The organism is Lacinutrix sp. MEBiC02595 (genome assembly GCF_053601555.1).
Genome location: NZ_JBSHNU010000222.1, coordinates 24,986 through 50,959, shown reverse-complemented (window position 1 = coordinate 50,959; position 25,974 = coordinate 24,986). Strand labels below are relative to the sequence as shown.

Below are 25,974 nucleotides of genomic sequence, written 5' to 3'. Positions count from 1 at the left end.
CTTTTTTATTTTACCTACTTTTGTTCTCGATATAATTTTTAGTATTTCAACAACTAAAAATCACTTGAACTGACAAAATAGTCATGATAAACACAAAAGACATTTTCAACATTAAAAGTCAGACAGATTTTGAAACTGTAGCATTACAAGTTTTTAAATTTCAGTTTGAAAACAATGCTGTATATCGTTCTTTTTGCGATTTATTATATATCCATCCTAGCGATGTGAAACGTATTGAAGAGATTCCGTTTTTACCAATTTCATTTTTTAAAACACATGCTATATTAAGTGCTTCGGAAGAAATTGAAGAAACATTTACAAGTAGTGGTACCACAGGAAGCGTAACTAGCAAACATCAAGTGACTAATGTTTCTATTTATGAGGAAAGCTTCCGAAGCGGTTTTAAACACTTTTATGGTGACATTAAGGATTACACCATTCTTGCTTTATTACCTAACTACTTAGAACGGGAAGGTTCTTCGCTAGTCTATATGGTTAATGATATGATTAAAAAGTCTAACAAACCCGAAAGCGGCTTTTATTTAGATAATCTTTCCGCTTTAAAAAGCAAATTAGAAACCTTAGATAAACAAGGTGAAAAAGTATTACTTATTGGTGTTTCCTTTGCATTATTAGATTTAGTAGAAAACCATTCCTTTGCATTAAAAAACACCATTATTATGGAAACTGGTGGTATGAAAGGAAGACGAAAAGAATTAATACGTGAAGAATTACACGACATTTTAAAACAAGGCTTTGGCGTGCAAAAGATACATAGTGAATATGGTATGACCGAATTATTAAGTCAGGCATATTCTACCGGAAATGGCGTTTTTAATTGTCCTAATTGGATGCAAGTTTTAACACGTGACACCGAAGATGCCTTATCCATTCAAACGCCTGGAAAAACTGGAGGACTAAACGTAATCGATTTAGCAAATATAAATTCCTGTTCTTTTATAGCAACCCAAGATTTAGCAAAAGTAAGCAGCGATGGTTCTTTTGAAATACTAGGAAGGTTTGATAATAGCGACATAAGAGGCTGTAACCTGATGGTATTGTAATTCCCTTATGTAATTAGTATTCCATTAAAACGACTCATAGAAAAACAACTTATGAGAACGCTTATCTTTTTATTTTTTATCACAACAGGAACTATATTCGCACAAGAAATAGATTATAACACAAAAAAAGGAAAAGCTGCTGCAGGTTATGATGTCGTTGCATACTTTAACAACGAAGCAGTAGAAGGAAATAAAAAATACGCAACAACTCAGGATACCGTAACTTACCTTTTTACTACCCAAGAAAACTTAAATACGTTTATTAAAAATCCGGAAAAATATATGCCGCAATATGGTGGTTATTGTGCGTATGCTGTTGGAGTAAAGTCGCAAAAAGTAAGTATCGATCCAGAAACCTATGAAATTCGCGATGGTAAATTATATCTTTTCTATAATGCTTGGGGAACTAACACCTTGGATCTTTGGCATGCAGAAAATCCTAACGAATTAAAAATAAAGGCAGATGAAAATTGGGAAAAAATAAAACACTAATTCTGTAAGTATTTAGAAATAACACCGACTATTTAAATGCTAAGAAAAAGAAAAATTAGTTTTTAGTAAATTGGTTAGTTTTTAAAGCCTGATTATGAAAATAGTCAGGCTTCTTTTATTCTATAAGTCTTCTATATTTTGATAAAAAACATTCGAATACGGGTTTGTTGCCTATTATAATAGTAATTAAAAAAAGCTTCGCTCTTTTTCCACAAACCATCCGAAATTTGATTTTATCTAAATCCACCTTCCTTTAACTAAAGGAAGGAGCATAATTAACAAAAACCTAAATAGCTTTTATAATATAGGTATTACGTTTTCCTTTATTAATAACGACATAAGTACCATTAATTAAGTCTTCACTAGTAATCTTATAGTCTTCTTTAACCTTTTCTTTGTTAACCGCAACCGAGTTTTCTTTTAAAGCTCTTCGTGCTTCTCCATTCGATGCTAAAAAGTTCGTTTGTGCAGCCAATGCAGCAATCATATCTAAACCTTCTTCAATTTCTTGCTTAGCAACTTCTGCTAGAGGCACACCTTCAAACACATCTAAAAAAGTGTTTTCATCTAAGGTATTTATATCTTCTTTAAAAGACTTACTAAATAAGATGTTGGATGCTTTTTCGGCATTTTCAAAATCAGATTTAGAATGTACTAATGTGGTTACTTCTTCTGCTAAACGCTTTTGTAATAAACGAACGTGCGGCATTTCTTTATGTTCCACAATTAAAGCTTCCACAGTATCTTTATCTAAAAAGGTAAATATTTTAATATACTTTTCGGCATCTTCATCACTACTATTTAACCAAAATTGGTAAAACTTGTATACCGAAGTTTTATCGGTATCTAACCAAATGTTTCCTCCTTCACTTTTACCAAATTTAGAACCATCGGCTTTGGTTATTAAAGGGCATGTCATGGCGAACGCTTTCGCTTCTTGGCCAACATTCATACGTCTTACTAACTCTGTTCCAGTAGTAATGTTTCCCCATTGGTCACTTCCTCCCATTTGCAACAAACAATTGTGCTGTTTGTATAAGTGGTAAAAATCATATCCTTGAATTAACTGGTAGGTAAACTCTGTAAAAGACATACCAACGTTTCCTTCTTCACCAGACAAACGTTTCTTTACAGAATCTTTTGCCATCATGTAGTTCACGGTAATTCGTTTACCAACATCACGCGCAAAGTCTATAAAACTAAATGTTTTCATCCAATCGTAGTTATTCACTAAAATTGGTGCATTTTTTTCTTCCGAAGAAAAGTTAAGAAAACGAGATAACACCTTTTTAATTCCTGCAACATTATGATTTAAAGTCGCTTCGTCTAGTAAATTACGTTCATCGCTTTTACCAGAAGGATCTCCAATCATTCCTGTTGCTCCACCAACCAACGCAATTGGCTTATGTCCTGCTTTTTCTAAATGCATTAATAAAATAATTGGAACTAAACTACCAATATGTAATGAATCTGACGTTGGGTCAAAACCAATATAAGCCGTTGTCATCTCTTTATTTAATTGCTCTTCTGTTCCGGGCATGATATCATGTACCATTCCTCTCCACGTTAATTCTTCTACTATATTATAGTTCATTTCTTGTATATTATTCTAAAGTCTAGCAAAGATATGTTTATCCTTCAAAAGAGGAAAGAGAATAACAAAAAAGACTATTTTTGTTTTATGGTTTTAGTTACAGGAGGAACAGGTCTAGTAGGATCACATTTGCTTTATGAATTGGTTAAGAACAATCAAAAGGTTCGCGCTATCTATAGAAGTGAAGAAAAACTACAGACCGTAAAAAAAGTATTTTCTTATTTCACGGAAGATGTTAGTACTGTTTTTAATAAGATCGAATGGATAGAAGCCGATATATTAGACATTCCTGTTTTAATAGATGTATTTCAAGATATCACACAGGTATATCATTGTGCTGCTCTTATTTCTTTTAATCCCAAAGACTACCATAAACTTAGAAAAACGAATATTGAAGGCACTGCAAATATTGTTAATTTATGTCTTGCAAAAAATATTAAAAAATTGTGCTATGTAAGTTCTATTGCTACTCTAGGAAACCATGAAGACAATAGTTTTATAGACGAAGAAACGTTTTGGAATCCGGAAGCTGATAATAGTGTTTATAGCATTACAAAATATGGTGCAGAAATGGAAGTTTGGCGTGGCACCCAAGAAGGATTAGATGCTGTAATTGTAAATCCTGGGATTATTATAGGTGCTGGTTTCTGGAACAGCGGTAGTGGTTTACTCTTTAAAAAAGCGCATAACAAATTCCCTTATTACGTTACTGGAACTACTGGATATGTAGATGTAAAAGATGTTGTAACGGCTATGTTACAGCTAATGCAAAGTAATATTATTAACCAACGTTTTGTTATAGTCGCTAAAAATATAAGCTTTCAACATTTTACAGAAATTGCCGCTAAACATTTAAAAGTAAAAGCGCCAAAAAAAAGAGCTACTTCCTTAATGCTTGAAATGGCTTGGCGAACAGATTGGTTAAAAAGTTTTTTAACAGGAAAACCAAGAAGCTTAACAAAACAAAATGCTAAAACGGCTTTAACGATTACCAATTATAGTAACCAAAAAATTATAAATGCTTTAGACTTTAAATTTATACCGTTAGAAAAAAGTATAGAAACGGTTTCTAATTTATTTTTAAAAGAACAATAATTTAATTCTTTTTTAATAGTGCCTTTTTGTTTTTATTAAACGCAGCACTCGTTACCGAGTCTTTTAAAGAGGCACCTTTTTCAGGCATTAGTTTTAATTTAGTGCGTTTTAGAGAATCTTTTCTTTTCTTTTCCTTAGTTTCTATTTTGTCCAAGGCAGTGTACTCCGCTTTCAGTTTGGTTAAACTATCTCTAACTTGCTTGTAGATGTCTTCGTATGTTTCCGGGTTGTACGTGTAGTAATAATTACTAGCAGCAAATTGCGCACTATCTATGTTATGCTTTTCATAAATATATTCTTGTAATTTAACACCCTTTTCTTCAAGCACTTTTTTATTCACTCCTTTGGCAGAACTATACACAGACATATCCACAATTACACGAACCATTTTATCTTTAGAAATAAGATTATCTGGTTTTTTAGGCTTATTCTGATTAAAACAAGATACTAATAGCAACACAAAGCATGTATATAATACGTTTCTCATTATCTGTTAAAAGTTAATTGTTTAGCAGCTTTAACATCATAAAACTTAAAGTTTTTATACGCTAAACTTCCATTTACAAAGGTGTGTGTAATTCTAGATTTAAAGGTAGTACCTTCAAAAGGAGACCAACCGCATTTGTATAAAATATTATCTTTTTTAACGGTCCAAGGATTACTTAAATCTACTATTACTAAATCTGCAAAGTAACCTTCTTTTATATATCCACGTTTTTCTACTTGAAATAATATAGCAGGATTATGACACATTTTCTCTACTAGTTTCTCTAACGTGATTTTCCCTTTGTGATGCATTTCTAACATTGCAGGAAGCGCATGCTGTACTAACGGACCTCCAGAAGGTGCTTTGGTGTACACATTATTCTTTTCTTCTAAAGTATGTGGTGCATGATCTGTTGCTATAACATCTATTCTATCGTCTAACAATGCTTTCCATAAACCATCTTTATCTTTTTGCGATTTCACCGCAGGATTCCATTTGATAAAAGTTCCCTTAGCATCATAATCTTCGTCTGTAAACCACAAGTGATGCACACAAACCTCAGCAGTAATTTTTTTATCTTTCAACGGAATTTTATTCGAAAACAAACTCGTCTCTTTCGCTGTAGAAAGATGAAAAACGTGTAGTCTAGCTCCTGTTTTTTTTGCAAGTTCTATTGCTTTAGACGATGAGATATAACAAGCCTCTTCACTTCTAATATCTGGATGATGTTTTATTGGTATGTCTTCACCAAATTCTTCAACATATTTCGCAAGATTTTTTTTAATCGTTGCTTCATCTTCACAATGCACAGCAATAAGTAGTTTTGTGCTAGAAAATATTTTTTCTAAAACTTCAGGATTATCTACCAACATATTTCCTGTAGACGAACCTAAAAATAATTTTAATGCCGCAACCTGTTTCGGATCTACTTTTAAAATTTCTTCCAGGTTATCATTAGTACCACCAAACATAAAAGAATAATTAGCAGACGACGTTTTTCTGGCTATCTCAAATTTTTCGTTAAGTTTTTCTATGGTTGTGGTTTGCGGATTGGTATTAGGCATTTCTATAAAAGACGTAATTCCTCCAGCAATTGCAGCTTTAGATTCCGTTTCTATATTTGCCTTCTGCGTTAATCCTGGTTCTCTAAAATGTACTTGATCATCAATAACACCAGGAAGCAGGTAATTACCTTCTGCATCAAAAATGTGAACATCTGCAGATTTCGCACTAATGGATTCACTTATCTCTTTAATGTATTCGCCTTCAATAAGAATATCACCATGAAAGATAGTTCCTTCATTCACAATCTTTGCGTTCTTAATAAGTGTTTGTTTGTATTGCATGTCTTAATTTTACTTTATAAATAGACTTTTACATTTCATAGAGATGACACCAAAAATAGCCTCAGAAATGATTCCTGAACTTAATTTAGATTCTCCTTTTGTTCTATCTGTAAAAATAACTGGAATTTCTTTTATTTTAAACTTTTTACAATATGCTTTAAATTTCATTTCTATCTGAAACGCATATCCTGTAAACTTTATGGTATTTAAATCAAATGCTTCTAACACTTCCCTTTTATAGCAAATAAATCCAGCGGTAGTATCATGAATTTTCATTCTAGTGACAAAACGCACGTATTTGGAAGCTAAATAAGAGAGTAAAACTCTACTCATTGGCCAGTTTACCACATTTACACCTTTTACATAACGGGAACCAATAGCCAAATCTACTCCATCTATATGGCATGCATGGTATAAGCGAATTAAATCTTTTGGATTATGCGAAAAATCTGCATCCATTTCAAAAATATAACGATACGTTCTTGCCAAACTCCATTTAAAACCATGAATGTATGCGGTACCTAATCCAGATTTCTCTTTTCGCACCTCTAGATGTAAACGCTCCGGAAATTGCGCTTGCAGTTCCTTAACTTTTAGCGCTGTTAAATCTGGAGAATTATCATCAACCACCAAAACATCAAATGCTTTTTCAAGAGAAAACACCGCTTTAATAATAGCCTCAATATTTTCTATTTCGTTGTATGTTGGTATGATGACAATAGCGTCTTGCATAAAAGGCATTTAATTTTAGCAAATGTAAGCTATTTAAAAATTACTTTTTTTTAAATTTTCCTTAAAAAATGGAAGAAGAATAGGATTATTTATAATAATTTTACCGTATGCTTCGCGAAATTATATCTAATGAAATTTTCACCATATTACTAGTACTTTGTCTAGTTTTAGTTGCCACTGCAAAAGTGCTGTTTACAAAACGCTTTAATGATTTTGTTTATATACTAGGTAATTTTAGATATTTAAAAGTATACTCTAGAGAGATAAAAGCCATTGACGGTTTTGATGCCTTACTTTTTATAAACTTATTAATCTCTAGTTCTATTTTTAGTGTTTTGATGTACCAAAGTTTTGTTGGAGAAATTGAAGACATCCCCACTTTTTTAATTAAAGTATTTATAGGAATTGCAGTAATAATATTGGCAAAAACATCTATAGAACGCTTATTAGGAAGCTTATTTGATGTAGAAACCATTTTAGATTTTTATGTATTTCAAAAAATGAGCTATAAAAACTTTATTGGTTTACTGCTCATACCCGTTAACTTCATTTTATTATTTAGCGTCACACCGTCACCTATTATACTACAAATTCTTGGTCTTGTTTTTTTACTAATTAATTGCATTAGTATAGCTGCTTCCTACAAGACCTATCAAAGTTTGATAAAATCCAATTTGTTGTATTTTATTTTGTATCTTTGCACTCTTGAAATTTCGCCTTATCTCGTATTATATAAGTTATTTATAGATTACAAGTAAGGTTTAAAAAAGCTAGCTATTATATGAAAGTCAAAACCATTTTAGTATCTCAACCAGAACCTAAAATAGAAAATTCGCCTTATTTTGATTTGCAAGAAAAGCAAAAAGTGAAGATAGACTTTAGACCTTTTATTCATGTAGAAGGAGTTCCTGCAAAAGAAATCAGATTACAAAAAATAGATTTAAGCAATTACACTGCTATTATTTTAACAAGCAGAAACGCTGTAGACCACTTTTTTAGAGTTGCAGACGAAATGCGTTTTAAAGTACCTGATAGCATGAAATACTTCTGCCAGTCGGAAGCTGTAGCTTACTATTTACAAAAATACGTAGTATATAGAAAACGTAAAATTTATGTTGGTAAGCGAACTTTTTCAGAGTTATCTCCAACCATAAAAAAATATAAAGACGAAAAATTCTTATTACCAACTACAGATAAACTGAAACCAGAAGTTCCTGAAATACTAAATGGTTTAGCCGTGGATTGGAAACAGGCTGTTTTTTACAAAACAGTAATCAGTGATTTATCTGATTTAGAGGACGTATTTTATGACATCTTAGTATTCTTTAGTCCTTCAGGAATAGATTCTTTATTCAAGAATTTTCCAGACTTTAAACAAAATGATACTAGAATAGCTGTTTTTGGTAACACTACTATTAAAGCGGTAGAAGAGCATGGACTGCGTGTAGACATCTCGGCACCAACGCCAGAAACACCTTCTATGACGATGGCTTTAGAAAAGTACATCAACAAAATAAATAAAGGGAAATAGTTTAAAACTAGTCCAAAAAAAAATCGCAACATGTACATGTTGCGATTTTTTTTGGTTCATACTTTAATTCATTTACTGAATTATTAATTTTTTAGTTTGCGATTTACCGTCTGCTAATATTCTTGCTAAATAAACTCCTGGAGCCATTGCACTAATATCTAAAGCATTCTCACCAAACTGCATTTTCGTTTTTAAGACTAACTTCCCTGTAATGTCATACACCTGAATCTGAGATTCTTGTAAGTTAGATGCCACATAGATTCTGTTTTTAGCAGGATTTGGAAACATATCAAACGCTAATCCTCCTTCACTTGCAACCGAAAGTGTATTGCATTCTGCTTCATTATCCACAAAAGTTCCACTACCAGTCATCCAAGTAGATAAATATGCTGCATTTTTATCATCCACAAAAACACAAGTAAGTGTTGGAGTAAAACGAGAATCAAATGCCGTTACATTAACATTGTTACCGTTTCGCATATCTAAAGTAACTAAACCGGTTTGTCTTACATCCACTTCAGTTAAACTAGTATTTCCCGACAAGTCTAAACTTGTAACTGGAGATCCTGGAATAAGCACTTGACTTAAAGTGGTGTTTGCTCCTGTTATAATACTACTCAAAGAAGTACACCCTTCCGTGTCCAGAGATGTTAAACTTGAATTAGCAGAAACATCTAAACTTGTTACCGCGGCGTTATACGTAATAACCAAACCTGTAATACCTGTTAATGCTTCAATACCTGCGAAATCATTAATAGCATTATAAGGTGGAGATCCACCTAAATTAAGCGTTCCAGTAACTGCTGCTGCTTCACTGTTTAAAATAAAACCATCTAATGGTCCATTAATAGTAGTAGTTGCGATTAGAAATTGTTCAAAATCGGCATTTGGCACAGCAGTTGACTGTGCCTGAATTTCAATTTGCATGGCTACAACAGTAGCCAAAAAAAGTAGTGTTTTTTTCATAATTAATAGCTTTATAATTTATAGGTATAAAGTTAAGTTATAAAAAAAACACTACTATTACTCTTCAACAAATATTACCGTAGTTCACCTATTTATTTCTCCACATTTGGAGCTCCATCCATAATCTCCTGATTTGCATTGGCTTCAAACTGTTTAAAGTTAGCTCTAAAAGAGTCCGATAATTTATAAGCTGTCTTGTAATACCCTTCGTCATTATTCCAAGTACTTCTCGGACTTAACACTTCGGTTGGCACATTAGGACAGGTTCTTGGTTGTTTCAATCCAAAAACAGAATGTACATGATAACTATCTTTATTTGCAGCTTCTAAACTTCCATCCATAGCAGCAGTAATCATTGCTCTAGTATATTTTAATTTCATTCTAGATCCAACGCCGTAAGGACCACCAGTCCAACCGGTATTTACCAACCAAACATTAACTCCAGAATCTTTCATTTTCTGACTTAACATTTCGGCATACTTTGTTGGATGTAACGGCATAAAAGGCGCTCCAAAACAAGCAGAAAAACTTGGTAATGGTTCATCAATTCCTGCTTCTGTTCCTGCAACTTTAGCAGTATAACCAGAAATAAAATGGTATGCAGCTTGCCCAGGAGTTAACTTCGAAATTGGAGGCAACACACCAAAAGCATCTGCTGTTAAAAAGAATATATTTTTTGGGTTTTTACCTATAGAAGGTTTTTGTATATTTTCAATATGATAAATAGGGTAACTAACTCTTGTATTTTGTGTTATAGAAGTATCAGCAAAGTCTACCACTCCCTTATCATCCATTATTACATTTTCTAAAATAGCTCCTCTTTTAATTGCAGCATAAATTTCAGGTTCTTGTTCTTGAGATAAGTTAATGACTTTAGCATAGCAACCTCCTTCAAAATTAAACACCGAATTATCAGCAGTCCAACCATGTTCATCATCACCAATTAAACTTCTATCTGGATCTGTAGATAATGTTGTTTTTCCAGTACCAGAAAGACCAAAGAAAATAGAAGTATCTCCATCTTTACCTACGTTTGCACTACAGTGCATTGGTAATGTATTTTTAAATACTGGAAGTATAAAGTTTAATGCAGAAAAAATTCCTTTTTTAATTTCTCCGGTATAACCAGTTCCACCAATTAAAGCGATTTTTCTAGTAAAATCTAAAATAGCAAAGTTATGTTGACGTGTTCCATCTACTTCTGGATCTGCCATAAAACCTGGAGCATTTACTATAGTCCATTCTGGAGTGAAGTCTTTTAGCTCTTCTTCCGTTGGGCGTAAAAACATATTATAAGCAAACATGTTCGTCCAAGGATGCTCATTTATTACTCTAATATTTAATTTGTAATCTTTATCTGCACAAGCATAACTATCTCTTACAAAAATTTCTTTGTTAGATAAATAGTCTACTACCTTATTATATAGCTTTTCAAATTTGTCTGAATCAAAAGGAATATTAATGTTTCCCCACCATACCCTGTCTTTAGTGACATCATCTTTAACTATAAACCTATCTTTTGGTGACCTACCAGTAAACTCTCCTGTATTTACTGCTAGCGCTCCTGACGAAGCCGTAACACCTTGTTTTTTTTCAACAGTAATATCATGAAGCTGCCCTGGTGAAAGTTGATAATTAACTTTTGCATTTTTGATTCCATATTGTTCTAACGAAATCGTTTTCGTTACTTGAGTATGATTAACCATATTTTAATTGTGTTGTTTAAGATGCAAAATTAAAACTTTATTTTAAAGTAGCCATCTAAAACCTTAATTATCCGCCTTTAGTTTTAAAAAGTTTATCAACATTATAACCCAAACCATAATTAACAAAAGGCCTCCCAAAGGTGTAATTAATGCAATTTTAGTAAAATCAACACTGGTTAGTGCATTTGTTGCTAAACCATAAATGGATCCTGAAAAAAACAAAACACCTACCACTATTAGTATAAAAATAGTCTTTTTGGCTTTTTCTGGTATCACTTGTACACTTCCCAATATTATAAGTAAAAAGGCATGATACATTTGGTAACGCACACCAGTTTCAAAAGACTGTAGAGACGCTTCCGAAATTAATTCTTTTAAGCCATGCGCAGCAAATGCACCTAGTATAATTCCTATTACACCAAAAACAGCACCGGTAATTAATAATTTTTTGTTCATATAATTATGTATTTCGTTTAATTTAGCCACAGTATTTATTACATTCGTAACTACAAAATTACTCAACAATTCTCATTATGCGAAAGATTTTAGTCATTGGTTCCGGAAAATCATCCTCTTACCTTATTAAATATTTATTAGACAAATCAAATACAGAAGACTTATTAATTATAGTTGGCGATATAAACTTTACACACGCTAAAAAACTAATTGGGGATCATGAAAATGCCCAAGCTATTTTATTAGATGTTTTTGATAAAAATTCCCGTCAAGAAGCCATACAAAACGCAGATATTGTAGTCTCTATGCTACCTGCTAGATTTCATATAGAAGTTGCCAAAGACTGCATTACTTTTAATAAAAATATGGTTACTGCTTCTTATATAAGTCCAGAAATGCAAGCATTAGATAAAGCTGCAAAAGACAAAGGGCTTGTTTTTATGAATGAAATTGGCGTCGATCCAGGAGTTGATCATATGAGCGCCATGCAAGTCATTGATAAAATCAGAGAAAAAGGCGGCGAAATGATTTTATTCGAATCTTTTACTGGCGGACTAGTTGCTCCAGAAAGTGATAATAATTTATGGAACTACAAATTTACATGGAATCCTAGAAACGTAGTATTAGCAGGTCAAGGTGGCGCCGGAAAATTTCTACAAGAAGATACCTATAAATACATACCATACAATAGACTTTTTAGACGTACCGAATTTTTAGAAGTAGAAGGCTATGGTAAATTTGAAGGGTATGCCAATAGAGATTCCCTAAAATACCAAAGTGTTTATGGTTTAGATACTATAAAAACGCTTTACAGAGGTACTATTAGACGCGTTGGCTTTTCTAGAGCATGGAATGTATTTGTGCAATTAGGTATGACAGATGATAGCTACACCATAGACGATAGCGAAAACATGAGCTATCGTGATTTTGTAAATGCGTTTTTACCATATAGTCCTACAGATTCTGTAGAGCTAAAATTTAGACACGCACTTAAAATAGACCAAGATGATGTGGTTTGGGATAAATATCTAGAGTTAGACCTTTTTAGTAAAACTAAAATGGTAGCGCTTAAAAAAGCAACTCCTGCACAAATTCTACAAAAAATATTAATGGATAGCTGGACATTAGATCCAGACGATAAAGATATGATTGTTATGTACCACAAGTTTGGGTACGAATTAGATGGTAAAAAACACCAAATAGATGCAACCATGGTAACCATTGGTGAAGACCAAACCTATACCGCAATGGCAAAAACCGTTGGCTTACCAGTAGCAATAGCAACACTAGCCATTCTAAACGAAAAAATCACAACTCCAGGTGTACAAATCCCAATTAATAAAGAGGTGTACACAACAATATTAAAAGAATTAGAAGAGTACGGTATTGTTTTTCACGAAAAAGAAGTGCCGTATCTAGGCTACAATCCTTTACACGTTTAAAATTTTTATGGCGTTTCATTTTTTAAACCTGCAAGGTTTCTAAAACCTTGCAGGAAAAAAATGTCAGGCTTTCCGTTATATCTTTTTCTCGTACCTCAAAAAAGGATGCCACTTCAATCCTTAACGCGAAATCTTATTTCAGTTCCAAATCATTTCTGTACATTTATGTTTTAATATGAAACAATTTTTCGTTTTTACGGAAATACAAACAAATTGTAATGAAAACGATAGATAACAACATTCTTATAGATGGTATAGACAAGAAAATACTACGCGCTTTAATGGAAGATGCAAGAACACCAATTCTTGAAATTGCTAGAGGTGTTGGTATTTCTGGTGCAGCTATTCATCAACGACTTCGTAAACTAGAAAAATCTGGATTAATAGCAGGTTCAAAATTTATAATAAACCCAAAAGTATTGGGCTATACTACCATGGCTTATATTGGTGTATATCTTGACAAAGCCATGAGCAATCCTGAAGCGGTAAAACAACTTAAAAAAATACCTGAAGTTTTAGAATGTCATTACACCACAGGAAACTGGAGTATTTTTATTAAGATTCTTTGTAAAGACAATGAACACCTTATGCATGTTTTAAACAAAGACATTCAATCTATTGAAGGCGTATCAAGAACAGAAACCTTCATCTCTTTAGACCAACAAATTGACCGACAAATTAAGATATAAAAAAAGCTCCTAAATTACTTTAGGAGCTTTTTTAAAACTATTTTTACTAATTAGCTATTCTTTTATCACGCGTATGGTCTTGGTTACATCACCAATAGTTACGCTAACAAAATAAGCACCGGTTTGTAAATTAGACATGTCGACATCCAATTCTAAACTATTTGTTATTTTATTATATACTTCTTGCCCTATCATATTAAAGACCTTCACATTAGATATTTCTCTATTAGCATTCAATATTAGCGTTGCATTTACTGGATTCGGATAATAACTAAATGAAGTATCGTTATCCAAATCGGTTATTGCTAATGCCGTTGGATCAAATGCGATGATATCAAAAGTACCTTCTAGACGTCGTCTGCTTAATCCGGCAACACCATCACTCCATGCTCTAATATAATAAGTGACACCAGAAGTTAAACCTGTAACAACTAGACTTGCTCCTGTAGCATCTCCAATATCACACCCTAATGCTTCAGCATCTAATTGCCCACAATTTGGGTATAAAGCAATACTAGCCGCTGTAGATGTACCCGAAGTTGTTGTTTCTATAGTAACCTCTCCAGATAATGGCGCTACAAAAGTGTACCAAACATCGGCTTTAAATGTATATGGGTTACAACTTGTATCATCATCTTCACCTGTTGAGCTATCGGTTGCTCCCGCTGTAGTTTCTCCTGTTAATGTTGCAGCAAGTATAAGTGCTGTTGGGTTTGCGCATAAGTCATTTCCTGGAGCTGGTTCATTTGGAATACAGTTTACGATCATCTCATATTCACCAGCATCCATGTCATTACCTTCTAACATAATATAATATGTTATGTTTGGTTGCGCAGTAAAAGTAACTACAGATTGACCACTAGGACAATCATTGGAAACATCGTTAAATGCAATTTGATTAGATTGTGGACAATCATCAAATACTCTAATAAATGTATCATAAGTAGAATTACAAAGAGATAAAACAACATCCTGCAGTACGGTATCGGTAAACGAATAAAACACATCATTAGAAGGGTTATCTCCACTATCTGTCGCGTTAATTGTTGAACCAGTAACCGTTTCACCGCATGTTACAGCAATAGCTCCTGTGCATAAATCATTAGCAGGTACTGGACACGTAAAGGTTACAGCTCCCAAATCGACATCGCAGGTAACATCATTTCCATGTTGTAATGTAAAGTTTACGGATGCTCCAGACGCATAAGGCCCAAAATTCATCGTTCCTGTTGTAGTAATTGGAGTACTTATTGTACCATCAAATATCGCTGGACTTCCATTACCTAAACTGGCAACATCTACAGCTACAAAAAACTCTCTAGTTAAACAGTCTTGAATTCCTAAAATTGCTGTTGCAACTCCTGCCACACAAGTATCCAAAATATCTACTTTAATATTATCAAATCCGAAATCAATTAAATCATCCGCATCATTAGGCACAATATTAAAACTTGAAATATTTGAAGCATTTGTTGTATTAGAAATACTTATTGTTCCAGAGCCCGTAGGGTATAATATAGGGTTAGCTATTTCAGCGTCATCTTGGTTTGTAAGAGTTATTATACCCGCTTCTCCAGTATTATACTCTATCCCTTTTAAAGTGAAATTAGTTGGAAATCCATTTTTTGTTATATTTAAAACAAATGGCTCTATTGTATTTGCGCCACTAGAACCAAGATAAAAAACCCAATCTGAAGTAAGTTTATCTAGTGTTTCACTACCAGGATGATCTACTGTTAACACATAAGTATCTCCATCTTTAACAATTGTTTCTGTTATAACACCCGCTACATCATCATCGACAGCGGTATTTATAGTGAAAATAATTTCATCACATGTAGAAGAAACCATTCCTAAATCTGCATCACAAGTAATGTCACTGCCGTGTTGTAAAATAATTGGTATTACTGTTCCTCTTGAATAAGGTCCTAGTATAGTAATTCCTGTAGCTGTAATAGGTATAGATGAAATACCATCAAATATTACTGGATTTCCTCCACTTCCTAAATTTGTTACATCTACTTCAATAAAAAATGTTTCAGCTACACAATCTTGAGAACTCAAGGCCGCTGTTCCTATTGGAGCTAAACAAGGTGGCGGACACGTATCTGATATGGAGCCTAAATCTACATCACAATCCGTATCACCTCCATGTTGTAAAGTAAAATTTATTGGCGTGCCTGTTGGGTAAGGTCCAAAATTGTAAACACCTGTTGCAGGAACTGTGGTAGCTGTTGTACCATCAAAAATAGATGGCGTGCCACCTCCTAAATCCGTTACATTTACATTAGCCATAAATGTTCCTGCTCCGCAATTTTGACTAACAAAAGTTGCTGTTCCCGCAGGAGGAACACAAGCTTGTATTATATCCACATTAATATTATGGAATACAAAATCGGTATTATCAGAAACATCCGGTTGAATAATCTTAAAACCACTAATATCTGCAGCATTAGCTGGATTCGTTATATTAATTGCACCAAAACCCACTAGATATTGTTGACTCCCTGAAATCTCTGCATTATCTGGATTTAAAATGGATATAAATCCATCCTCTACCGTATCATAATCGATTCCATTTAATTTAAAATTTGTAGAAATCCCATTCTTAGTAAGTGTAAGAGTAAATGTATTTACATTATCCCCGCCACTACCATAATAAAACCCCCAATCACCACTACTTAATTCAAATAAAGTCTCAGCTCCTGAATCAGGAACATCAATTAGCAACACATACGTATCAGATCCTACTATTAGTGTTTCCGTAATACTTACGCCATCATCTTGCGCCATATCAATAGTAAAATTTATATTCTGAGCGTTTACAGAATAACTAAACAATAGCAAAAGACAAAAAACAGGAATACTTTTGAAGATTGCTTTTTTTAAATTGTATTCTTTTTTCATAATAAACATATTTAAAATTAATAGCATAAGGATACCGACAAAAAACAATTTGGCAGCATCCTTTAATTCAGTTTGATTATATTATATTTTTAGCTTCTAGATGGAAAAACACCTTGTAATGCTATAATATAATTTATACTGGTATAAGGCTGCATATTGTTATGTGGATGACTACCACCAGCATCCCCGACAACTGTAGCATCTGCAGCCATTTGTGCATTTGCTCCCGCTGCATAAACACCACCATCTGCATTGTAAGCGTTTTCCGGATTTGCTACTGCTCCACCTCCTCTAGGAATTGGGCTCACAGCGCGAGTAATTGCAACATGATTATGCATAGGCATTTCGGTCGTTTTAAGTATCACAGTTGCTTCACCTCCTTTTTCCCCCAACTTTATAGTTGGTAGCCCTGGACCTGTCCCAGCATGTACAGGAACTCTACCTCTTAAATCGGGTAAAGCAAATGTTGTTCTTCCATTTCCCCCATAAGTAGTCCCTATTAAAGAAAATAAAGCGCTGTACTGCGAAATTGATAATAATTGTCCGTCGCAATATGCCCACCCACGTGGTGCAAAAGTGCCTCCGAACAAAATAATTTGTGCCATAAATGGATCCATAATATATTTATTTAATTGGTTAATAATAAATCAAAAGTACTGATTATTAAGCGCTTATGCATAAGCGAATTTACTTGATATAAAAACCGAGTAGAAATACCTGTTTTTTTATTTTTATCTGTTTTAATAAAAATATCTTGTAGCTTTAAAGTCTATTAATAAATAAACCTTAAATTATGAGTACAATTAAAATCTGTGACGCAAAAGACTGGGTAAAAAAATGGCAAGAAGAGAATAAATCTCATGCTAAAGCATTTCTAATTCCTGCCGTTGATCTTATAGATTGCCTAATAGAGATGGCCGTTTTAACCAAAAAATCGGATGGTAACTATTTCATTAAAAAGGATTTAACAGATTCCAGCGTTCGTGCTTATATGGCAATTGAACGTCCTGCGAACGAGAAACCTTCCGCTTTAACTGAAAAATTACTTCTTGTAGGCACATTAAAAGATAAAAAAGGAATACATAAAGATTTAGTAATAGATAAAGTATGTCCCGAAACAACAGAAGAAAAAGAGGAAGCTATTAAAGGAAGTGGTGTATACGATTTTACTACTCCATGCCCAGATAATTGTGATCCCACTAGTCCTTTATACAAACCTTAAAAAAGGAAATGAAATTAATTGATGGTGTTTTACAAAACCTTAGCATTATATTACTTTTTATAAACGCAACATTATATACATATAGCTATTTAAAAGACAAAAAAAATAAAGCGATAAAATATTATAGCATCTATTTAGCGCTCACCTTTTGCGTATTAGTTGGTAGTATTATTTTAATTAATATTCAGGGAAGTCTAGGTTTGAAAAAAGACAATTTGTTTTTATCCCACTTCTATTTTATTTTTCAGTTTATTTTCCTCTCCTTATTTTATAGAGAGTTTTTTACTAAAAAACAACAAAATTGGGTGAATCTAATTTTTATTCTAGTTGCTTTAATTTTAAGTATTCAATATTTTAATAATATATCATTATTTAATAGATTCAACTTATTAGAAATCCTTATAAGCTCATTTCCTTTGGTGGTATACTCCATTATTCACTTGTATAACTCCTTAGGTAAAACTGGAAAATTCATGTACATAAATGCCGCTGTTCTTATTTATTTATCGGTTAGTACACTGATTTTTATCTTAGGTAATTTAATGGTTTCTGCTGTTGACAGATCATTATCTATTAATGTATGGCTCCTGAATAAAGTGTTTTATGTAGGCTATTTAATACTAATTTTAATAGAATGGAGGAAGAGCTTATGGAAAACGGAAAATTAATTATTCAAACCCTGGTTTACGGAATCATATTCTTAGTTTTAATTACTACTGGGTTAATTCTGTTTTTTCATTATTCCAGGCAAAAAATAGTACAAAAAGAACTTGAAAAATCTGCTATGAAGTTAGAAAATCAGCAAAAAATATTACAAACTTCTATTGCTATTCAAGAAATAGAACGCAAACGTATTGCGCAAGACCTGCATGATGCCATTAGTTCTAAGCTCAATATAATTAGCTTGTCTACCAATGTGCTTTTAACAGATAAATCTATTAATGATAAACAGAAAGCTTCGTTAAACCAAATACTTGAAATAACAGCTACAACTCTAGAGAGTTCAAGAAAAATTGCACATGATTTAATGCCTCCTATTTTAGATGAATTTGGACTTAAAGTTGCTTTAGAAGAATTATTTGATGACTTTTCGGTTAATACTACATTAGAAATAGAGCATAACATTGAAAATTTAAGTAAATTAACTAGAACCAACCAATTACATGTATTTAGAATTATTCAGGAATTAATGAACAACTCTATAAGACATGGAAAAGCCAATGAATTAGCCATTTATATGGAACAAAATACCACTGGCTTTAAAATACGTTATCAAGATAATGGTGTTGGTTTTAATGTTAAAGAAATTAGTAAAAAAAGTGGCATTGGGTTACAAAACATAAATAGCCGCGTTAAAATTTTAAACGGATCGCTTAAAATGGAAAGTACAGAAAACAATGGTAGCCTTTTTATAATACAATGCAAATACCATGGATAAAATAAATATAGCATTAGCAGATGATGAACTTTTATTCCTTCAAGGATTAAAAGCCATTTTGGGTAACGAAGAACGCATTAACATTCTTTTTGACGCTAAAGACGGCGAAGAGCTAATACAACAATTACGGGACGCCAAAATACTGCCAGAAATTGTAGTTACCGACCTTAAAATGCCCAATTTAAATGGCGTGGAAGTCACTAAAATTATTCATAAAGAATTTCCAGAAATTAAAGTAATTGCACTTACTAGTTATTTTAGCAAACCTTTTATTTTAAATATGATTTCGATTGGTGCTGTTGCCTATTTAGCAAAAAACAGTACACCTGCCTTAATGATTAAAACCATTGAAGAGGTTTATGAAAAAGGCTTTTATTACGATGGAAAGGTCATGCAATATGTTCATGAAAGTATTACCAACCCTAAAGACAAAAAAATAAAATCTACGTTTGACACTAATTATTTCACCAAACGAGAAATTGAAGTTTTAGAACTTATTTGCAAACAATATACAACTGTTGATATTGGCGAAAAACTTTTTATAAGTCCAAGAACTGTAGAAGGTCATCGTAACAACTTACTACTTAAAACAGAATCTAAAAATGTTGCTGGTCTAGTTATTTACGCTTTAAAAAACAAACTTGTTTCTTTAGATAATACTAGTTTTTAAATAATAAAAGCTCCTTTAAAAGGAGCTTTTATTATTATATTTAAGACTTAATCTCTCGACATAAAAATTTGTAATACATACCAAAATAATAACATTAAAGAAGCAAATAAGCCTAATGCTGCTGGTATATAATCATCTTCTGTATATTTATTTACTAAGTTAGAGGTTTGGTATAAAATAGAACCACCAGCCAATAAACACATACCTACAGAAAACCACAGGCCTAGGTTAAACCCAAAAAGCGTTCCTGCTACTATTAATCCTATTGCAATAAAAAAGCCAATTGTTAAGCCTGTTTTTAAAAACGAAAAATCTTTTTTCGTTACAAAAACTACGGCAGTTAAACCACTAAATAAAGATAAGGTTACAATTGCGGCTTGCTGTAATATTTCAGGACCAGAGTCCATATAAAAAGCTGCAATATAAATCATTGGAACAAAAATAAATGCTTCGGCCAAAATGTATACTGCAAACGCTAAATATTGCTTGTTTTTATCTGGCGTTTTTAAAGCCATTTTTTCCACATAATTAGTAATAAACATAAAGCCTCCTAGCATGATTAGCCATTTAAAACCATCGGTCATGGATAACGCAAAATTCACAATAGCCTCACTTTGCAATAATAAATATTCAAAAAGAATAAACACTAAAACACCACCAGCAACATGTGCATAGGTTTGTTTAAAAAAAGCAACACGATCTACTTGCTCTAATGTAACAACAAGTACTTTAGGTTCTTCCTCTTGAAAAGGATTTATATTTTGATTTTCCATAAATGTTTGTTTTATATTAATTTGAAAAGTAATAAAAAAAAGAGACATTAAAATAAATTAACGTCTCTTTTTTCTTACTCTATATGTTTTTATTAATCTCTTCCACCAAACACTTGAAGTGCCCAATATAACAAGGAAGCTAACGCACCAATTGCTGCAACTAAATAGGTTCTAGCAGCCCATTTAAGGGCATCTTCAGATCCTGCATATTCTTCCTGTGTTAACATGTTTTTATTTTTCAACCAAGCTAAAGCTCTGTTACTTGCATCATATTCTACAGGTAAAGTAATAAAGCTAAACAAAGTAGCAAAGCCCATAAATACTAAACCAGCAACGGCAACCCAATACCCCATTCCCATTCCTGCTGCTCCACCAAGAATTAATCCTCCAATAACCAACCATTGTGACATACCAGAAGTCACACTAACTATTGGTACTAAGGCAGATCGCATACCGAGTGCACTATATGCTTGCGCATGCTGTACGGCGTGACCACATTCATGTGCGGCAACCGCTGCTGCAGCCGCATTGGCGTGATTGTAAACCACTTCACTTAAGTTTACTGTTTTATTTTTCGGATTGTAATGATCTGTTAATTGTCCTGCAGTAGAAATAACTTCTACATCTGTAATACCATGATCTGCAAGCATTTTTTCGGCAATCTCTCTACCAGTTAATCCATTACGTAAATGTACCTGTGCGTATTTTTTAAATTTTTTCTTTAATTGGCTACTTACCAACCAACTTACAAGCGCTATTGCTCCTATTAATATATAATATCCAATCATTTATTTTCGTTTTAGTGTTTAAATATACTATTAGTATAGCAAAAAATAAGCCAAATATTCGTTAAGAAATTTTGTCAGTTTTTAATGAAAAGAAATGTAACTACTCACCTTTTATTTCTTGTTTTATTTCTTACCTAAAAAAGTTATTCTTGCAAATGAATGACCTCTATTGCAAAACTATTTTCAAAAATAATAACAAGTTTTTCTGCTTTTGATTCCAAAAAACTAGGTGGTTTTCCTAAAGCATACAGCAGGTGTTCGCTTCCTGTTAGTGTAGAAGGTGATGCTGGCCCTAATAATGCAATAACCTCTTTTTTGGTTTTACCAATTAGTAATTCACTTTCCATAATATCGGCTGCCAACTTATATCGTGTAGTACGTTCACTTCTCCATTGTTGTTCATTAAATCGTTCTTCAAAAAGCCATGTTAACGTGGTACTAAGCACAAAAGCGACAAAGAAAAACAATCCAATTTTATCATTTCTCTTTAGTTTTAAGCCCATATAATTATTCTATAAAATTTAGTTTAATACCAGTTTATTGCTTGATAAGAGTTGCCTTTTGTGTTACTGTTACGGGATAACTAATAACCTCGGGGATTTCTTCACTCACGCCGCCACTTTTTTCTTCGAGATTTTTACCAGAAAATACAATCTCAAAAATCATTTTATCGGCGTAAAATCGTTCGGTGGTAATTAGTAAGTTCTTTTGCACTTCAAATACACTATACAGCGTATTATCTATATATTTTGCAGATAATAATACCCCATTATTTTCATCCACAGCAAACGCACCTTTTTCTTTATTTATTGCCTTTAACGTATAATTACGATCGTTTCTTTTCCCATCCATAATATAAACAATTTTATAGATATAGGTATCTACCGAATCGGAAGCCATTAAATGGAATTCCATACCAATACTTTGTTTTCCTTTAGCATTAGTGATTTCTAAATCGCCTTTATAAATGCCGAAATAATCTTCTGGAAAAACCTTGTCTTGCGCTTTCGCGGAAAAACAAAGAAGTAAAGCAAGGAGTAATTGAAGCCGTTTCATAATTATTATTTTATTCTAAAGTATAAAAAAATGGATTCTCTCTTTCGAAAGAATCCATTAAATGTATATTATTTAGACTATTGTATTAATATTAAATTATAATAATGTGTTAATCATATGGATCATATGGTATACCAACCACTTCTATTTCATCTATTGTTCCATCTTGATCATAATCATAAAAACGTCTATATCTTATTAAGGTTTCGTCTACTTCTAGTACTTTCAAACTAGTCACAAGTTGTTCTCCAAAATAAAGATCAATAATATCCGCCTGTAAATGCCATCTTAAATTTGTACTACTTAAAGCACAAGGAGCACAACTACCACAGTTTAAAACTACATCTTCTTCGAAATCAAACTCTTTTCCTTCTTCAAAATAAAACTGAAACAAATCCTTAGTACATCCTTCGGTATGATCATAAGAATATAAAGTGCCATTAATTTTTATCGTGTCATATGCCCATGAACCAATAATATTTTCAAATATATAAGAATCCGGTTCCACATTATCATCATTAGAACATCCTATAAAAGCGAACAAAAAAATAAAACATACGAATCTAAATTTCATATTACCCTACAATATTTACAATTTTACCAGGAACTACAATAACTTTTTTAGGAGTTCTCCCTTCTAATTGCGCAATCGTTTTTTCATTGGTCATTACTGCTTTTTCAATTTCGTCTTTACTCAAATCCATTGGTAGTTCGATAGTGAAACGCATTTTACCATTAAAAGAAATCGGATAATTCTTACTACTTTCTACTAAATGACTAGCATCAAATTTAGGAAAAGCCACAGTAGATATCGATCCTTCATTACCTAACTGACTATATAATTCTTCAGCTATATGCGGTGCATACGGAGAAACTAAAGCCAATAAAGGTTCTAACACATCTTTGCTCGTACATTTTTGCGCAGTAAGTTCATTAACCGCGATCATAAAAGTAGAAACCGAAGTATTAAAAGAGAAATTCTCGATATCTTCTTCTACTTTCTTTATGGTTTTATGTAATGTCTTTAAGTTGTCTTTTGTTGGCGCTGCATCATTCACGTTTAATCCGTTTTCACCAACATATAATTTCCATAGTTTTTTCAAGAAACCATGCACTCCTGTAATTCCTGCTGTATTCCAAGGTTTTGCTTGCTCTAAAGGACCAAGAAACATTTCGTATAAACGAAGACTATCTGCTCCATATTGTTCGCAAATCGCATCTGGACTAACAACATTGTATTTGGACTTCGACATTTTTTCAACTTCGCGACCTACTTTGTAAACGCCATTTTCTAAAAGGAATTCCGCATTTTTATAATCTGCTCCAAACTCCGCATCATTCTTTAAACTTTCAATATCTAATTCATCCGATGCATTCACGTATTGTACTTTTACGTGGATTGGAGCTACTTTTTTATCTTTAATTAAACCTTGAGAAAGGTATGTGTTCGTTCCATCTTCACGATAAATAAAAGCACTAGTCCCCAAAATCATTCCTTGGTTAATCAACTTTTTAAAAGGCTCCTCTACTTTTACAAATTCTCTATCCTTTAAAAACTTCACCCAAAAACGAGAGTATAATAAATGTCCGGTAGCGTGCTCGCTTCCTCCAATATATAAATCAACATTTTCCCAGTAGTTAAGTGCATCTTCACTAGCAAAGTCTTCGCCTCTTTTGGCTTTTTCTTCCATATAACTAAAGAAATACCAAGAACTTCCTGCCCAACCTGGCATCGTGTTTAGTTCTAATGGGAATACTGTTTTATGGTCAATTAACTGATTACTGACTACTGAACACTGTTTTACGTCCCAAGCCCAAACATCTGCACGACCTAAAGGTGGTTCGCCTTCTTCGGTTGGTAAATATTTTTCTACTTCTGGCAATGTGATTGGTAAATGCGCTTTATCAATCATTTGTGGCATTCCATTTACATAATATACTGGAAATGGTTCTCCCCAATATCTTTGTCTAGAAAATACGGCATCACGCAATCTATAGTTTGTTTTCCCTTCTCCTTGTCCTAATTGCTCCAAATCGTAAATAGCACGTTTGGATGCTTTTTTATAGTTCATTCCGTTAAGGAAATCACTATTAGCAATCTTTATACTGTCTTTCGACGCATACGCTTCTTTAGAAATATCGACACCTTCAAAAATATTAGGAATTTCAATATTAAAATGTTTTGCAAAGTCGTAATCCCTTTGATCTCCACAAGGCACAGACATGACTGCTCCTGTTCCGTAACCCGCTAAAACGTAATCTCCAATCCAAACAGGAATTGGCTCTTTACTAAAAGGGTGTTCCGCATACGCTCCTGTAAATACACCAGAAATGGTTTTCACATCTGCCATTCTATCGCGTTCGCTACGTTTTGCAGTTGCTAATATATAAGCCTCTACTGCTGCTTTTTGCTCTGGCGTTGTGATTTTAGATACCAATTCATGCTCTGGAGCTAAAGTCATAAAACTAACTCCGAAAATAGTATCTGGTCTTGTTGTGAAAACCTCTATAACTGCTTTTTCTGAAGTAACAGATTGCTTCGTTTCACTCGCAATGACATTGAAAGTTACCGATGCTCCAACCGATTTGCCTATCCAGTTTCTTTGACTTTCTTTTAAAGAATCTGTCCAATCGATAGTATCTAGTCCTTGTAATAAACGCTCTGCATACGCCGAAATTCGCATCGACCATTGCGTCATTTTTTTACGCAGTACAGGATGTCCACCACGTTCGGAAACCCCATTTACTATTTCGTCATTTGCTAAAACCGTTCCTAAAGCAGGACACCAGTTCACTTCGGTTTCTGCTAAATAGGTTAATCTATATTTAAGAAGAATTTCTTCTTGTTCTTTTTGGCTAAAATTATTCCATGCTTCCGCGGAAAACACTTCGATATTATCATCACAAACTGCGTTAACATTTGCATTTCCTTCCGAAGCAAAAACAGCAATTAAACTTAAAATTTCTTCCGCTTTATCACTTTCATTATTGTACCAAGAGTCAAAAAGCTGAATAAAAATCCATTGCGTCCATTTGTAATATTCTGGACTTGAGGTACGCACTTCACGAGACCAATCGAAAGAAAAACCAATTTGATCTAACTGTCGTCTATAGGTTTTTATATTCGTTTCTGTGGTAACTGCAGGATGTTGACCTGTTTGAATAGCATACTGCTCTGCAGGCAAACCAAAACTATCATACCCTTGTGGATGCAAAACATTAAACCCTTTATGACGTTTGTAACGCGCATAAATATCACTTGCGATATACCCTAATGGATGACCAACATGTAATCCTGCTCCTGACGGATAAGGAAACATATCTAAAACATAATATTTTGGTTTATCACTAGTATTTGAGGCTTTAAACGTTTGGTTTTCTGCCCAATATTTTTGCCATTTGGCTTCAATCTCGTTGAAATGGTATTGCATTTTATATGTCTTTTCATTTTTACCTTTCGACTGCACTCCAAGAGACAACAGTATTAATAAGCAAAAGATAATTTAAATTTGAAAAAGCG

Annotated in this window: 26 protein-coding genes; 11 read left to right on the top strand and 15 right to left on the bottom strand. The window is 33.0% G+C overall.

All coding sequences use genetic code 11. From position 1 onward, the window contains the following. The first annotated feature begins 83 nt into the window (after nucleotides 1-83). On the top strand, nucleotides 84-1,064 hold the full coding sequence (locus tag ACVCZW_RS10085; protein ID WP_452232333.1) for a LuxE/PaaK family acyltransferase: 981 nt from the start codon (nucleotides 84-86) through the stop codon (nucleotides 1,062-1,064). Between the two features lie 51 nt (nucleotides 1,065-1,115). Further along, nucleotides 1,116-1,556: a YHS domain-containing (seleno)protein gene (locus ACVCZW_RS10080; protein ID WP_452229256.1), complete on the top strand. Its 441-nt coding sequence runs from the start codon at nucleotides 1,116-1,118 to the stop codon at nucleotides 1,554-1,556. Between the two features lie 286 nt (nucleotides 1,557-1,842). On the opposite strand, the gene tyrS is transcribed toward ACVCZW_RS10080, so the two are convergent. Then, nucleotides 1,843-3,150 (bottom strand): tyrosine--tRNA ligase, encoded by a 1,308-nt coding sequence (gene tyrS / locus ACVCZW_RS10075; RefSeq protein WP_452229255.1) that lies wholly within the window; start codon nucleotides 3,148-3,150, stop codon nucleotides 1,843-1,845. 33 nt (nucleotides 3,151-3,183) lie between these two features. Between tyrS and ACVCZW_RS10070 the strand changes: the two genes are divergently transcribed. Continuing rightward, the gene (locus tag ACVCZW_RS10070; protein ID WP_452232332.1) at nucleotides 3,184-4,245 is read left to right on the top strand and encodes an NAD-dependent epimerase/dehydratase family protein; all 1,062 of its coding nucleotides are present in this window, start codon (nucleotides 3,184-3,186) and stop codon (nucleotides 4,243-4,245) included. 1 nt (nucleotide 4,246) lies between these two features. Here ACVCZW_RS10070 and ACVCZW_RS10065 read toward each other — a convergent pair whose 3' ends face one another. The 3 genes from ACVCZW_RS10065 to ACVCZW_RS10055 are packed head-to-tail and all read right to left on the bottom strand — an operon-like array spanning nucleotide 4,247 to nucleotide 6,810. Next, on the bottom strand, nucleotides 4,247-4,732 hold the full coding sequence (locus ACVCZW_RS10065) for a DUF4296 domain-containing protein (protein WP_452229253.1): 486 nt from the start codon (nucleotides 4,730-4,732) through the stop codon (nucleotides 4,247-4,249). After that, nucleotides 4,732-6,078 carry a dihydroorotase gene (locus ACVCZW_RS10060; protein WP_452229252.1) on the bottom strand — a complete coding sequence of 449 codons (1,347 nt, stop codon included), beginning with the start codon at nucleotides 6,076-6,078 and terminating at the stop codon, nucleotides 4,732-4,734. Before ACVCZW_RS10060 ends, ACVCZW_RS10065 begins: the two co-directional genes overlap by 1 nt. A 9-nt stretch (nucleotides 6,079-6,087) precedes the next feature. Beyond that, on the bottom strand, nucleotides 6,088-6,810 hold the full coding sequence (locus ACVCZW_RS10055; RefSeq protein WP_452229251.1) for a polyprenol monophosphomannose synthase: 723 nt from the start codon (nucleotides 6,808-6,810) through the stop codon (nucleotides 6,088-6,090). Between the two features lie 107 nt (nucleotides 6,811-6,917). Between ACVCZW_RS10055 and ACVCZW_RS10050 the strand changes: the two genes are divergently transcribed. Together ACVCZW_RS10050 and ACVCZW_RS10045 are read left to right on the top strand one after the other, a co-directional pair. Continuing rightward, nucleotides 6,918-7,568, top strand: coding sequence for a DUF4271 domain-containing protein (locus ACVCZW_RS10050; protein ID WP_452229250.1), 651 nt, complete (start codon nucleotides 6,918-6,920; stop codon nucleotides 7,566-7,568). 23 nt (nucleotides 7,569-7,591) lie between these two features. Next, entirely contained in the window at nucleotides 7,592-8,341 is a 750-nt protein-coding gene (locus tag ACVCZW_RS10045) for a uroporphyrinogen-III synthase (RefSeq protein WP_452229249.1), read from the top strand. A gap of 72 nt (nucleotides 8,342-8,413) precedes the next feature. Here ACVCZW_RS10045 and ACVCZW_RS10040 read toward each other — a convergent pair whose 3' ends face one another. From ACVCZW_RS10040 to ACVCZW_RS10030, 3 genes are all read right to left on the bottom strand, one after another. Further along, complete coding sequence (locus ACVCZW_RS10040; protein ID WP_452232331.1) at nucleotides 8,414-9,307, bottom strand: T9SS type A sorting domain-containing protein; 894 nt, start codon at nucleotides 9,305-9,307, stop codon at nucleotides 8,414-8,416. A 92-nt stretch (nucleotides 9,308-9,399) separates the two neighbouring features. Beyond that, the gene (gene pckA / locus ACVCZW_RS10035) at nucleotides 9,400-11,013 is read right to left on the bottom strand and encodes a phosphoenolpyruvate carboxykinase (ATP) (RefSeq protein WP_452229247.1); all 1,614 of its coding nucleotides are present in this window, start codon (nucleotides 11,011-11,013) and stop codon (nucleotides 9,400-9,402) included. Nucleotides 11,014-11,076: 63 nt separating this feature from the next. Next, a complete protein-coding gene (locus tag ACVCZW_RS10030; protein WP_452229246.1) occupies nucleotides 11,077-11,469 on the bottom strand; it encodes a DUF423 domain-containing protein in 393 nt (130 codons plus the stop codon). A gap of 77 nt (nucleotides 11,470-11,546) precedes the next feature. Here ACVCZW_RS10030 and ACVCZW_RS10025 point away from each other — a divergent pair, with 77 nt between their 5' ends. Both ACVCZW_RS10025 and ACVCZW_RS10020 read left to right on the top strand, forming a co-directional pair. Next, nucleotides 11,547-12,911, top strand: coding sequence for a saccharopine dehydrogenase family protein (locus tag ACVCZW_RS10025; protein WP_452232330.1), 1,365 nt, complete (start codon nucleotides 11,547-11,549; stop codon nucleotides 12,909-12,911). A gap of 218 nt (nucleotides 12,912-13,129) precedes the next feature. Continuing rightward, nucleotides 13,130-13,600: an Lrp/AsnC ligand binding domain-containing protein gene (locus tag ACVCZW_RS10020; RefSeq protein ID WP_452229244.1), complete on the top strand. Its 471-nt coding sequence runs from the start codon at nucleotides 13,130-13,132 to the stop codon at nucleotides 13,598-13,600. Nucleotides 13,601-13,654: 54 nt separating this feature from the next. On the opposite strand, the gene ACVCZW_RS10015 is transcribed toward ACVCZW_RS10020, so the two are convergent. Beyond that, the gene (locus ACVCZW_RS10015) at nucleotides 13,655-16,507 is read right to left on the bottom strand and encodes a T9SS type A sorting domain-containing protein (protein ID WP_452232329.1); all 2,853 of its coding nucleotides are present in this window, start codon (nucleotides 16,505-16,507) and stop codon (nucleotides 13,655-13,657) included. An 89-nt stretch (nucleotides 16,508-16,596) separates the two neighbouring features. Next, nucleotides 16,597-17,124 carry a phage tail protein gene (locus ACVCZW_RS10010; protein ID WP_452229242.1) on the bottom strand — a complete coding sequence of 176 codons (528 nt, stop codon included), beginning with the start codon at nucleotides 17,122-17,124 and terminating at the stop codon, nucleotides 16,597-16,599. 176 nt (nucleotides 17,125-17,300) lie between these two features. On the opposite strand from ACVCZW_RS10010, the gene ACVCZW_RS10005 reads away from it, so the two are divergent. Genes ACVCZW_RS10005 through ACVCZW_RS09990 form a run of 4 tightly spaced genes read left to right on the top strand, consistent with a single transcriptional unit; the run spans nucleotide 17,301 to nucleotide 19,837 of the window. After that, the gene (locus ACVCZW_RS10005; RefSeq protein WP_452232328.1) at nucleotides 17,301-17,729 is read left to right on the top strand and encodes a hypothetical protein; all 429 of its coding nucleotides are present in this window, start codon (nucleotides 17,301-17,303) and stop codon (nucleotides 17,727-17,729) included. A gap of 8 nt (nucleotides 17,730-17,737) precedes the next feature. Beyond that, nucleotides 17,738-18,397, top strand: coding sequence for a hypothetical protein (locus ACVCZW_RS10000; protein ID WP_452229240.1), 660 nt, complete (start codon nucleotides 17,738-17,740; stop codon nucleotides 18,395-18,397). After that, nucleotides 18,364-19,167 (top strand): sensor histidine kinase, encoded by an 804-nt coding sequence (locus ACVCZW_RS09995; RefSeq protein ID WP_452232327.1) that lies wholly within the window; start codon nucleotides 18,364-18,366, stop codon nucleotides 19,165-19,167. Before ACVCZW_RS10000 ends, ACVCZW_RS09995 begins: the two co-directional genes overlap by 34 nt. Next, complete coding sequence (locus ACVCZW_RS09990) at nucleotides 19,160-19,837, top strand: response regulator (protein ID WP_452229238.1); 678 nt, start codon at nucleotides 19,160-19,162, stop codon at nucleotides 19,835-19,837. The genes ACVCZW_RS09995 and ACVCZW_RS09990 overlap by 8 nt, the downstream gene beginning before the upstream one ends. Nucleotides 19,838-19,884: 47 nt before the next feature. Here ACVCZW_RS09990 and ACVCZW_RS09985 read toward each other — a convergent pair whose 3' ends face one another. From ACVCZW_RS09985 to leuS, 6 genes are all read right to left on the bottom strand, one after another. Beyond that, nucleotides 19,885-20,610 carry a Bax inhibitor-1/YccA family protein gene (locus tag ACVCZW_RS09985; RefSeq protein WP_452229237.1) on the bottom strand — a complete coding sequence of 242 codons (726 nt, stop codon included), beginning with the start codon at nucleotides 20,608-20,610 and terminating at the stop codon, nucleotides 19,885-19,887. A 92-nt stretch (nucleotides 20,611-20,702) separates the two neighbouring features. Beyond that, entirely contained in the window at nucleotides 20,703-21,398 is a 696-nt protein-coding gene (locus ACVCZW_RS09980) for a zinc metallopeptidase (protein ID WP_452229236.1), read from the bottom strand. Between the two features lie 143 nt (nucleotides 21,399-21,541). Continuing rightward, the gene (locus tag ACVCZW_RS09975; RefSeq protein WP_452229235.1) at nucleotides 21,542-21,901 is read right to left on the bottom strand and encodes a hypothetical protein; all 360 of its coding nucleotides are present in this window, start codon (nucleotides 21,899-21,901) and stop codon (nucleotides 21,542-21,544) included. 34 nt (nucleotides 21,902-21,935) lie between these two features. Next, on the bottom strand, nucleotides 21,936-22,454 hold the full coding sequence (locus tag ACVCZW_RS09970; RefSeq protein WP_452232326.1) for a hypothetical protein: 519 nt from the start codon (nucleotides 22,452-22,454) through the stop codon (nucleotides 21,936-21,938). Between the two features lie 109 nt (nucleotides 22,455-22,563). Further along, the gene (locus ACVCZW_RS09965) at nucleotides 22,564-23,028 is read right to left on the bottom strand and encodes a hypothetical protein (protein WP_452232325.1); all 465 of its coding nucleotides are present in this window, start codon (nucleotides 23,026-23,028) and stop codon (nucleotides 22,564-22,566) included. A 1-nt stretch (nucleotide 23,029) separates the two neighbouring features. Continuing rightward, nucleotides 23,030-25,885: a leucine--tRNA ligase gene (leuS, locus tag ACVCZW_RS09960; RefSeq protein ID WP_452232324.1), complete on the bottom strand. Its 2,856-nt coding sequence runs from the start codon at nucleotides 25,883-25,885 to the stop codon at nucleotides 23,030-23,032. Nucleotides 25,886-25,974 lie beyond the last annotated feature (89 nt).

Coding starts and splice junctions, on each gene's coding strand:
- ACVCZW_RS10025 (WP_452232330.1), top strand. CDS start 11,547: ATGCGAAAGATTTTAGTCATTGGTTCCGGAAAATCATCCTCTTACCTT.
- ACVCZW_RS10065 (WP_452229253.1), bottom strand. CDS start 4,732: ATGAGAAACGTATTATATACATGCTTTGTGTTGCTATTAGTATCTTGT.
- ACVCZW_RS09995 (WP_452232327.1), top strand. CDS start 18,364: ATGGAGGAAGAGCTTATGGAAAACGGAAAATTAATTATTCAAACCCTG.
- ACVCZW_RS10055 (WP_452229251.1), bottom strand. CDS start 6,810: ATGCAAGACGCTATTGTCATCATACCAACATACAACGAAATAGAAAAT.
- ACVCZW_RS09965 (WP_452232325.1), bottom strand. CDS start 23,028: ATGAAATTTAGATTCGTATGTTTTATTTTTTTGTTCGCTTTTATAGGA.
- ACVCZW_RS09990 (WP_452229238.1), top strand. CDS start 19,160: ATGGATAAAATAAATATAGCATTAGCAGATGATGAACTTTTATTCCTT.
- ACVCZW_RS10085 (WP_452232333.1), top strand. CDS start 84: ATGATAAACACAAAAGACATTTTCAACATTAAAAGTCAGACAGATTTT.
- tyrS (WP_452229255.1), bottom strand. CDS start 3,150: ATGAACTATAATATAGTAGAAGAATTAACGTGGAGAGGAATGGTACAT.
- ACVCZW_RS10015 (WP_452232329.1), bottom strand. CDS start 16,507: ATGAAAAAAGAATACAATTTAAAAAAAGCAATCTTCAAAAGTATTCCT.
- ACVCZW_RS09975 (WP_452229235.1), bottom strand. CDS start 21,901: ATGGGCTTAAAACTAAAGAGAAATGATAAAATTGGATTGTTTTTCTTT.
- pckA (WP_452229247.1), bottom strand. CDS start 11,013: ATGGTTAATCATACTCAAGTAACGAAAACGATTTCGTTAGAACAATAT.
- ACVCZW_RS10070 (WP_452232332.1), top strand. CDS start 3,184: ATGTTTATCCTTCAAAAGAGGAAAGAGAATAACAAAAAAGACTATTTT.
- ACVCZW_RS10050 (WP_452229250.1), top strand. CDS start 6,918: ATGCTTCGCGAAATTATATCTAATGAAATTTTCACCATATTACTAGTA.
- leuS (WP_452232324.1), bottom strand. CDS start 25,885: ATGCAATACCATTTCAACGAGATTGAAGCCAAATGGCAAAAATATTGG.
- ACVCZW_RS10080 (WP_452229256.1), top strand. CDS start 1,116: ATGAGAACGCTTATCTTTTTATTTTTTATCACAACAGGAACTATATTC.
- ACVCZW_RS09970 (WP_452232326.1), bottom strand. CDS start 22,454: ATGAAACGGCTTCAATTACTCCTTGCTTTACTTCTTTGTTTTTCCGCG.
- ACVCZW_RS10000 (WP_452229240.1), top strand. CDS start 17,738: ATGAAATTAATTGATGGTGTTTTACAAAACCTTAGCATTATATTACTT.
- ACVCZW_RS09980 (WP_452229236.1), bottom strand. CDS start 21,398: ATGATTGGATATTATATATTAATAGGAGCAATAGCGCTTGTAAGTTGG.
- ACVCZW_RS10040 (WP_452232331.1), bottom strand. CDS start 9,307: ATGAAAAAAACACTACTTTTTTTGGCTACTGTTGTAGCCATGCAAATT.
- ACVCZW_RS10005 (WP_452232328.1), top strand. CDS start 17,301: ATGAGTACAATTAAAATCTGTGACGCAAAAGACTGGGTAAAAAAATGG.
- ACVCZW_RS09985 (WP_452229237.1), bottom strand. CDS start 20,610: ATGGAAAATCAAAATATAAATCCTTTTCAAGAGGAAGAACCTAAAGTA.
- ACVCZW_RS10060 (WP_452229252.1), bottom strand. CDS start 6,078: ATGCAATACAAACAAACACTTATTAAGAACGCAAAGATTGTGAATGAA.
- ACVCZW_RS10010 (WP_452229242.1), bottom strand. CDS start 17,124: ATGGATCCATTTATGGCACAAATTATTTTGTTCGGAGGCACTTTTGCA.
- ACVCZW_RS10030 (WP_452229246.1), bottom strand. CDS start 11,469: ATGAACAAAAAATTATTAATTACCGGTGCTGTTTTTGGTGTAATAGGA.
- ACVCZW_RS10020 (WP_452229244.1), top strand. CDS start 13,130: ATGAAAACGATAGATAACAACATTCTTATAGATGGTATAGACAAGAAA.
- ACVCZW_RS10045 (WP_452229249.1), top strand. CDS start 7,592: ATGAAAGTCAAAACCATTTTAGTATCTCAACCAGAACCTAAAATAGAA.